The organism is Ruminococcus sp. (assembly GCF_024691275.1).
In the GTDB taxonomy this organism is placed as follows: Bacteria; Bacillota; Clostridia; order Oscillospirales; family Ruminococcaceae; genus Ruminococcus.
In genome coordinates this window covers 1-7,197 of record NZ_JAILNU010000090.1, presented here as the reverse complement: position 1 = coordinate 7,197, position 7,197 = coordinate 1, and the positions used below count along the sequence as shown (strand labels likewise).

General features: G+C 39.2%; 6 protein-coding genes and 1 pseudogene. 2 read left to right on the top strand and 5 right to left on the bottom strand.

Annotated features, from left to right (window positions below; translation table 11 throughout):
* Nucleotides 1-136: 136 nt before the first annotated feature.
* From K6G33_RS11135 to K6G33_RS11115, 5 genes and pseudogenes are all read right to left on the bottom strand, one after another.
* A pseudogene (locus K6G33_RS11135) lies at nt 137-498 on the bottom strand (type I restriction-modification system subunit M N-terminal domain-containing protein); the annotation flags it as partial.
* Between the two features lie 307 nt (nt 499-805).
* Nucleotides 806-2,812 (bottom strand): leucine-rich repeat domain-containing protein, encoded by a 2,007-nt coding sequence (locus K6G33_RS11130; protein WP_296779451.1) that lies wholly within the window; start codon nt 2,810-2,812, stop codon nt 806-808.
* Nucleotides 2,813-3,159: 347 nt separating this feature from the next.
* A complete protein-coding gene (locus K6G33_RS11125; protein WP_296779447.1) occupies nt 3,160-4,194 on the bottom strand; it encodes a hypothetical protein in 1,035 nt (344 codons plus the stop codon).
* Between the two features lie 489 nt (nt 4,195-4,683).
* Nucleotides 4,684-5,508: an MBL fold metallo-hydrolase gene (locus K6G33_RS11120; protein WP_296779445.1), complete on the bottom strand. Its 825-nt coding sequence runs from the start codon at nt 5,506-5,508 to the stop codon at nt 4,684-4,686.
* Entirely contained in the window at nt 5,508-6,239 is a 732-nt protein-coding gene (locus tag K6G33_RS11115; RefSeq protein ID WP_296779442.1) for a DUF134 domain-containing protein, read from the bottom strand. Before K6G33_RS11115 ends, K6G33_RS11120 begins: the two co-directional genes overlap by 1 nt.
* A gap of 130 nt (nt 6,240-6,369) precedes the next feature.
* On the opposite strand from K6G33_RS11115, the gene K6G33_RS11110 reads away from it, so the two are divergent.
* Together K6G33_RS11110 and K6G33_RS11105 are read left to right on the top strand one after the other, a co-directional pair.
* The gene (locus K6G33_RS11110) at nt 6,370-6,933 is read left to right on the top strand and encodes a chromate transporter (protein ID WP_296779439.1); all 564 of its coding nucleotides are present in this window, start codon (nt 6,370-6,372) and stop codon (nt 6,931-6,933) included.
* The coding region (locus K6G33_RS11105; protein ID WP_296779436.1) for a chromate transporter at nt 6,920-7,197 on the top strand (278 nt) is incomplete at its 3' end. The genes K6G33_RS11110 and K6G33_RS11105, both read left to right, overlap by 14 nt.

Here is a 7,197-nt window from a genome sequence, read left to right as displayed (position 1 = left end):
TCGTTCTTAATATGAACTGCAGCTCATCTTACCGCATCGACTCGACCATGAATAATGATTAGTGGCTCATTATTTTTTTATCAAAACCGGCTCACTTTTTTATTAGCGCTGTGGCTCAGTTTTTTATTGACAAAGGCATATTATTGAATATACGTTCTATCGTTTCATTGAGGTTTTCGTCTGTTTCTGCCTTAGCAAGCACATTACAGAATAGTTCACTCGGAAGAATAAAAAATCCTTTTGTATTAACCATATCTTCACGAGCTGCTTTCGCTTCATCGTCAGAGAGCTGCGTATAGTCAAAATCAGGCGTGCCAGCTTCAATTTCTCCTGCGTTTATGTAATTCGTAAGGTTTTCAGAGATATAGCGATAAAACAGCATAACGAGGACATAGTTCTTGAAGTCCCAACCGTCAACGCTGCCCTTAGATCATTGGCAATGCCCCATATAGTTCTATGTAATTCAGCTCTTTCCTGTTCTTTCTTATTATCTATCATAAAGGTGGCTCCTTATTGCAATAAATGTTACCTTTTATTTCACTACATATTTCACATTTAGTCAATCGTTATTATGTGAATTTTTTACATATATGTAAAAATGTGCTATTATAGCACATTTCCCAGAAGCTCAAATAGAAAGAATAATATGCTACTAAAGCTAACAGTATAATCCCCCCATATCCGTGATGGAATATGGGTGTGTAGACATAATGAAAGCTCCGAAATCATAAAAATTTCGGAGCTTTGTTATACTATGATCTGTCTGATCAATTGTTAGATTTTAGATAATTCTTTACCTTGAAAATTATTGTCTTTTGAAGTTATCGGAGTCAAAGAACATATTATATGTCGGTGTATCCAGCTTGTCCAACCAACCGATTGAAAATGCGGTAACTGGGCTAACCTTAATGCCGTTACAAATCATAAGCTCACCATCTGGATCGAGATAGGTGTCAATGTAAGAACCAGCCTCCTTGGAAACACCTCTGCCTCTCTTGTAATAATCTAATGCACCGAACAGATGAGAAGTTTCATGCTCAATTGTATTCTGAATATCTTTGCCACCGCAAATGATAGCAAATTCGTCAATACGATCCCTATCATCGTTATATTTTGTCGGATAAGCACAAGACTGTGAATTTGATGTAACATGAACCAGATAAACAATGTTGTCAACATGATATTTTTCTTTAAGATAGCGTGTATAATCGGAGCAGAAAGTGCCGGAATACATCTTCATATCAATCGGATAAGTACCATAGCCAGTAAGTTGCTGGCTTGCCTCTGAAATAGCGTTGAACAATTTTTCATAAGATGAATCTGAGATACCCGTTTGTCCATCACTGTAATATAACTGACTTTGTGAAAACTGTTTAAAAGCACCGTTTCCACCATTATAGCCTTTTGTCAGCATATAATCGCAGTTTGTAAGAAATGTGTCCGGTGCATTTCGAGGTTTTACGGTTGCCTGTGTTTCTGACCAGTCGAAGTTGTTCAATGTAATGTAGAAGTTTGTATCCGGATTCATCTCAAAACTGCATTTATCACCATATTGTGCCGACTGTGTTTCAAGATCGTCAAAAGCTTCACGAAGCTGAGTCAGTCTTTCTGTGATCATCTGTGATGAAACATAGCTGCCAAGATAGCCGTTTGTTGATTCGGTTTCATAAGTATTATGCGGAATATAGTTTTGATCTGGAATTTTATCAGTATCATTAAAGTCCAGCTTGTTTAATGCTATGACAGAGTTTTCTGTTGGGCTATCCTGCTTTTCTGCCTCCCAGCTAAAGATATGCTTATAATACAGATCATCTTTCTTATAGATACCAGTATAGCAACTTTCAGATGTAGGACCTACGGGCTTTGGGGTAGCGATCTCATCACCGGCAAGTCTGATAGCATGCTGCCCTTCAACATCAGTTTGCTCAACCGTGTATATCGGATTACTCAGATCCAATTGTACCTGGTCAACAAAGAAATTGACAACAAGTGATTTGCCTTTCATTTTTGATGCCGCACCAAGATTTCGACGATTATAATCGGTACCTGTGAAGCTGTTTTTATAGTAAAGTGTGTTATAAAAAGCAGTATTGTTAATTGTCAGAACAGATGGCTTGTATTCAACCTTTGAGAGGTTTTGGTCATTATAGAAAGCACGGCTGCCCAATTCCATTGTGGTATCACCGCAATAGACAGATGAAAGCATATCCATATTATGGAAGCCCAACTCTTCCACCTTCATGCTGTCATAATTGCATTTAAGTAATCTAACATGATCGCAGTTCTGAAAAGCTCTTTTTCCGACTGTGAGCTTACTGGTAGAACCATCTGCAAAATCACCTAAGCCAAGTGTAAGTATTCCATTCTGGGTGTTTCCACGGAATGCATAGCAGTTTGCAAAAGCATAATTTCCGATCACATCAACATCAGGCATACAGGGGAACTGACCGTAATCGGCTAACGTATAGACATACTCCAGTGCCTCCATTGAATAAAATGCGTAATTACCGATGGATTTAAGAGTGTTTGGCAGGATAACCTTTTTTATCTGCGAAGAATAGCTTATCCATGGAGTTTTGTTTTTTGATGAGTAGTTCTGCATTTCAGTACCAGTACCTGAAATGGTTAGAGTATCACCATCGATCGACCATCTCAGACCAGAACCGCATGTGCCGCTGGCAGTTGCAGCTACGGCTGTAATGGAAATAGGATCTGTGATTGATTTTAAAGCTTCCGGATTACCGAGCATACCACAGAACAACATTGATGAAATTCCTATCGCAGTGAGTTTTTTCGTGATTTTCTTATTCATTTTAATCCTCCATAATTTTAATCTGCATATTATTGGCGAGATTGTTTTTGTGTCATTTAGAATAGCACTATGTCATTTTAGCACTTTGATCATAATTTGTCAATATTAATATTCGCCAGAAATGTATCATAAGGGAATTATCTATCAAGGAACTTCAGATTTTGCCGAAATGGTTGACTCTCTTCATGGAAGAACAGGTGACTACAAAAACGGATGATGTACCATTGAAAATATTGCCCTTGGTGTTGCATTAAAAGTTTCCAATGTCCTCGGCTATACTATCTTGCCCATCAGCATACGCCTCCATACAAAAATCCCACTCAATTGAGTAGGATTTTGGGGATAGATCATTTAATTGGTATTTTGTTTAGAAGTTTACCTGTATTTTCATCAAAAACAAAGACATAATCACCGCAGGCATCAAATGAATATTTTCCGTATTTCTTGATCTCAGAAGCTTTCTGTGAATTAAGCTTTTTCCAGTCCTTTAATGAACGAGTAATATATTTTCCGTGATAATATGTTACAGCTTTTTCTGAATCAGCATAAAGAATACGTTCTCCTTTTTTAGTTTCGTGCCTTTTTTCAATTTTCATATCATCTGAATTTATTACTGCTACAATATCAGACTGATGATATTTATCCGCTAAGCAATCCTCAATACTTATATTTGGATTTGAAGAAGCAGATACTCCTATAAATGTTATTTTTGATTTTTCTTCCAATGCTATTTCAGGAAAATAGCCTCCAAAAATATCAGATTGAAGATTCTCTCTCGTTGAATAATCAAGTTTTTCTATGTCGGGTTCACTTGTATTTAATGCAGAACTCACAATAAGCTCCTCACCTTTGGTATGAATGATAAACTCGCCATATTCGCCCTTACAACGTGCTATAATTTCACCATTATATATGATTGCACAGCTTTTCAAATATTGGCTGTCATCATGTTCAGATGAAATAACTTTAAAATTATCAAATTCAGAATAATTAAGATAACTCTTATCAAAAGAAATGGTTTCAGGTGAAATAGTCATCTCTTTCATTGTATCAAGTTCAATTATACAAGGAGAAAAATCCTTATCAATACCACAAAAAATATTATTCTTTATTCCAAAAGCTCTTATTTCTCGTCCAATATCATATTGTTCTGACAAGAGATCATTATCAAATTTCATAAGGAAATTATCTGAATATACATATAAATAATTATCACATGAACAGATAAGAGGAGACTTGAATGACTTTGTTAAAATCTCATTATTGTTTTTACTGATTGAATCACCAATTGTATAGTAGTAATCTTTGCCAATAAAACAAATATGATTTTTACTATAATCATTATCTATACTTATCGTTATATTATCTGAATGATGTATCAATATTGCCCCCCAATATTGATACTATTATTCCGAAAATTATCAAACTAAAAACAGTTCTCTTTTTACGCATTAACCTCATTTCAATAATATATTATATATCCATGATAATAATCATTATTTTTATTGTTATTATCCATATTCCTTGTCATACTATTTATTACACTTGAACTCTCCAATGCAGTTTTGGAACTACATCTCATATTAAAATCCCTAAAGAATTTTCCACTTACTTGATTAGGAGCATATCTTATTGCATATGTATGAATAGAACAAATATCGAATGTGAATGAAATTATACCACTCTTGGCTTTGAGATTACCATTAGCACCTATTTCAGTTAGAAGCTTTTCATATTCATTGCATAATTATTTATTATAAAAATCAGGAATAACATCATAAGGCATACAATATGAACTTACTACTTTGTATTCAATATTATATACATCTAAACAATATAATATTTTGTCAGGACTACTTCCTGATCCACCATCATGCCCTAAGCTCAGAACAAATTTCTTCTCCGCTGTGCAAAGCAATGAGCTTATCTCCCATTATCTCTTTCATCAGCTCAAATGCAGGGAGACCTGTGCAGTGACCGCTGTAAAAAACGATATTGAGCTTTGAAAGCTCATGCGCTGTCTGAATGATAACCGCTTTTTCTTCTTCGGTATGCTCGCTATCTTTTTTCATCATGTGGAATCCCGTGATAACGCAGTCGGGAACGTTCCAGAATATCTCTTTATATCTGTCAAGGATATTGAGGATACCGTTATGGGAACAGCCCGACAACAGCCAACTCTTACCGTTCTGCTTTATGACAAGGCACTGCTCATGTGCGAAATCGTCAGGGACTTTTTCGCCATTCTCAATATGGGAGAGTTTTCTGTTCCCCTGCGGATAACAGCGTCTGCCGGTAATACCGCTGAACAGAAACAGCTCATCATCGAGTTGGATATCGCCGTCAATAAGCCGAACATTCGTCAGGGCAAGTATAGCCTTGTCGATACCGATATAGCGTTCACCGTTGAAATGCGGCTCGGCAGCTTTTCTCTGCATGATTATCTGTGCAGTATGGTTTATCTGCGAAAACGGCATAATTCCGCCCGAATGGTCGTAATGACCGTGACTGAGCACCACCGTATCAACTGCTGACAAGTCTATCCCGAGAACTTTCGCATTCTTCACAACAGCGTCGGTCTGTCCCGTGTCAAGCAGCAGCTTATGTTTCTCTGTCTCGATGTAAATTGACAGCCCATGCTCTGCGATACAGCTTTTGTGACCGCAGGTATTCTCTACAAGAGTTACAATTTTCATTAGCGATCACCGCAGCTATGACTGCCGCATCCGTGGTTTCCACAGGAATGTCCCTCACCGTGTTCATGAGCGTGATGATCGCAGGTTGGATTGGAGTTCTGCTCAAGCGTCTGTGCGAGGAAAGCTGCAACGGCTTCGTCAGCACTTCCCGTATTTCCGCCGTAAAGAGCGATCCCCGCCTCCTGCATAGCCATCTGAGCTCCGCCGCCGATACCACCGCAGATGAGCACGTCAGCTTGTGCGTTTTTCAGGAATCCTGCAAGAGCGCCATGTCCTGCACCCATTGTTCCGACTACCTGCTCGTTGATGATTTTGCCGTCAGCAACGTCATAGAGCTTGAACTGTTCTGTTCTGCCGAAATGCTGGAAGATCTGTCCGTTTTCATAGGTTACTGCAATTCTCATAATAGTGCTTCCTTTCCGTGTGATCTCCTCTGAGATCGTGTTATCAAGAGTATAGTTTCCGCCCGAAATGACGATGCGTCTGCCTTCGACCAGGGCCTGAGCGAGTTTTTTTCTTGCGGCATCGTATATCGCCGTGACAGTCGTTCTCGCCACGTTCATCTCCTGAGCGCATTGTTCCTGCGTCTTTGACTGATAATCGATTAGACGTATCGTTTCAAACTCGTCAAGCGTCATAACGACTGTATCGTTTGCTGTATCCTGATCGGGTGCAAAGCTCCAGTAATCGGGATAACAGCAGATACGGCGTGATTTCTGAGGTCTTGGCATATTAGCATCTCCTTTCTGACTTATGTCGATTATAACATATTTATTGACTTATGTCAAGTATATTCTTGGCATTTTATGATATTGACGGTTACTGCTTCATTTGGTATAATTTCTTTGTAGGAGTGATACCATGAATAAGAATCTTGATCTGTTCCTGACCTTTATGAAGATCGGGGCTTTTACCTTTGGCGGCGGTTATGCGATGATACCGCTGATACAGAAGGAAGTTTGCGAAAACAAAAAATGGCTGAATGAAAAGGACATCACCGATATTGTTGCGATCTCTGAATCAACGCCCGGACCAATCGCTATCAATGCCGCAACCTTTGTAGGATATAAGACATCGGGCTTTCTTGGGGCGTGTATGGCAACCCTCGGCGTTGTCCTGCCCTCGTTTCTAATAATCTCGCTTATATCCCTGATATTGACGCAGTTTCAGAGCATCAAAGCCGTACGCTATGCTTTCATGGGTATCCGTGCAGCCGTACTTGCACTGATACTGAAAGCACTATGGATGATGTTCAAATCGGTGAAGAAGAAAAAGAAGCCATTTTCCTATGCAATCATGGGACTTTCTCTTGTTCTGACTGCTTTCCTGAAAATAGACGCCGTATTTGTCATCATCGGATGCGGATTGTTCGGTCTGCTGTGGTCAATCCTTAACAGAAAGGAGCAGAGCAATGGCGCTGATTGAGTTGTTTCTTGTCTTTCTGAAAATAGGGGCGTTCACCTTTGGCGGCGGATACGCTATGATCGCTATGATACAGGCGGAAGCAGAACGTCACGGCTGGCTGACGCAGGAGGAGCTTGTGGATTTCGTTGCTCTTAGCGAAAGCACGCCAGGCCCCCTTGCAGTCAATATGGCGACCTTTGTAGGTATCAGAACAGGCGGCGTTTTAGGGGCGATAATAGCTACCCTCGGTATAGTTTTGCCGTCCTTTATCATCATACTTATCAT